Raw genomic sequence first — 2,016 nt, 5'->3', positions numbered from 1 at the left:
ATGCCGTCGAGGTTGTCCCGGCGTGCGCGGGCGAGGGTCAGGTGGGCCCGCAGCGGCCGGTCCTCGAACGCGACACCCGCGTCCTCGATCGCCCCGCGCACGGCCGTGGCCAGCGCGTGCAGGCCCTCGACGTCGCCGCCGACGCCGGTCCACAGGACTCGGTCGTCGAACTGTCCGGTGCCCCGCAGGTCGAGCGTGACGGGCCGGCCGGACGCGGCGACCTCGGCCAGCGGCGGACGCAGGGCCGCGACGACGTCGACCGCGACCTCGCCGAGGAAGGCCAAGGTGATGTGCCAGTCCTGGATCCGATTCCACCGCAGTCGCGGGTGCGCGGCGTACACCGGCCGCAGCGCCCGCTCCAACTCGTGCTTCGCGTCGTCGGGCGGGGCGAGCGCCACGAACAGCCGTACGGTCGAGGCGGCGGTCGAGGCCACGGGCGGGTCTTCGTCGATCACAGGACATGTCGTACCGCATCACCGCGGTCCCCCGCCCGCCACCCCCCGCGACACCCGTACCGGGCGCCCGGTCACCCCCTGCGCCGCCACGGCCCGCGCAGCCGTCGACGCCGCGACCCGCGCGGCGGTCGGCCTCCCGCACCCCGCCACTTCGCCTCGTCGCGGCCGGGTGTCCACGGGTCGTCGGGGGAACGCATGGGCACCTTGCGCTGCGCCTGCGCCTGAATCTCCACGCCGGCGTCGTGCAGGGTCCCGTGCAGCCCCTCGGCGTTGGCGAGCAACACGGCGCGGACGGCCGAACCGGCGACACCGCGGCGGCGCATCCGCTGCGCGAACGCCACGAAACAACCCAGGACCGCGGCGAGCACGACGAAGAAGATCAGGTATGACAACACCTCGTCCATGACCGTCAGCGTATGCCCGACGTCACCCACGAATCCGGGCCGGCGTCCGAGAGGATCCCGCCGGCTCACAGCCGACCACCGCCGCAGCGGCCCCGCTTCGGCCCGCGTTCGCCGCATCGCGGTCGCCCGTCGCGCCTCGCCTCGCCGACCGTGACCTCGATCGGGGCACGGGCTGCGCCGATCGGCGCAAGAAACGGTCACCGGGAGTGCGCGGGGTGCCGAACGGCCGTCGAATGTAAGGGCCCCTGTCCCCGTCCCGAGGAGCCGTGACGTGAAACCCGTCGCCTTGTCGCCGAAGGCCCGCGAAGACGCCCTGGCCGCGTTGGGGTCGGGCCGCGAGTTGGACATCCTGGTCGTCGGTGGCGGGGTGGTCGGCGCGGGATGCGCCCTCGACGCCGTCACCCGAGGGCTCAACGTCGGTCTGGTCGAGGGTCGCGACTGGGCCAGTGGTACCTCCAGCCGCTCCAGCAAACTCATCCACGGCGGCCTGCGCTACCTGGAGATGCTGGACTTCCGACTCGTCCAGGAGGCCCTGCGCGAACGCGGCCTGCTGGTCCAACGACTCGCCCCGCACCTGGTGCGGCCGGTGAAGTTCCTCTACCCGCTGACCCACCGCGGCTGGGAGCGCCCGTACGTGGGGGCCGGTGTCCTGCTCTACGACACGATGGGCGTGACCTCCGGAAACTCCCGCGGCCTGCCCCGCCATCGACACCTGACCCGACACGGCGCCCTGCGCGAGGTGCCCGCGCTCAAGTCGGACGCGTTGATCGGCGCGATCCAGTACTGGGACGCGCAGGTCGACGACGCGCGGCACACCATGACGATCACCCGTACCGCCGCCGCGTACGGCGCGCACGTGGCCAACCGGACCCGGGTCGTCGCTTTCCTGCGCCAGGGCGAGCGGGTCACCGGCGCGCGTCTGGTCGACGTCGAGTCGGGCCGCGAGTTCGAGGTGCACGCCAAGCAGGTGATCAACGCGACCGGCGTATGGACCGACGACACGCAGGCGATGGCCGACACCCGCGGACAGTTCCACGTCCGCGCGTCCAAGGGCGTGCACATCCTGGTGCCCAGGGACCGGGTGATCTCCAAGTCGGGGCTGATCCTGCGCACCGACACGAGCGTGCTGTTCGTGATCCCGTGGGGCCGGCACTGGC

At 72.9% G+C, this 2,016-nt stretch carries 3 protein-coding genes; 1 reads left to right on the top strand and 2 read right to left on the bottom strand.

Annotation, left to right across the window (positions count from 1 at the left end):
- Together thpR and GT354_RS18115 are read right to left on the bottom strand one after the other, a co-directional pair.
- On the bottom strand, positions 1-455 hold a 455-nt coding region (thpR, locus tag GT354_RS18120), incomplete at its 3' end, for an RNA 2',3'-cyclic phosphodiesterase (protein WP_346012070.1).
- Positions 456-526: 71 nt separating this feature from the next.
- Positions 527-859, bottom strand: coding sequence for a hypothetical protein (locus tag GT354_RS18115; protein ID WP_161357340.1), 333 nt, complete (start codon positions 857-859; stop codon positions 527-529).
- Between the two features lie 271 nt (positions 860-1,130).
- Here GT354_RS18115 and GT354_RS18110 point away from each other — a divergent pair.
- On the top strand, positions 1,131-2,016 hold an 886-nt coding region (locus GT354_RS18110; RefSeq protein WP_161357339.1), incomplete at its 3' end, for an FAD-dependent oxidoreductase.

Source organism: Streptomyces sp. SID3343 (assembly GCF_009865215.1).
Lineage (GTDB): Bacteria > Actinomycetota > Actinomycetes > Streptomycetales > Streptomycetaceae > Embleya.
The sequence above is the reverse complement of the archived record's forward strand: the minus strand, read 5'-3'. Positions and strand labels throughout refer to the sequence as shown.

Coding starts and splice junctions, on each gene's coding strand:
- GT354_RS18115 (WP_161357340.1), bottom strand. CDS start 859: ATGGACGAGGTGTTGTCATACCTGATCTTCTTCGTCGTGCTCGCCGCG.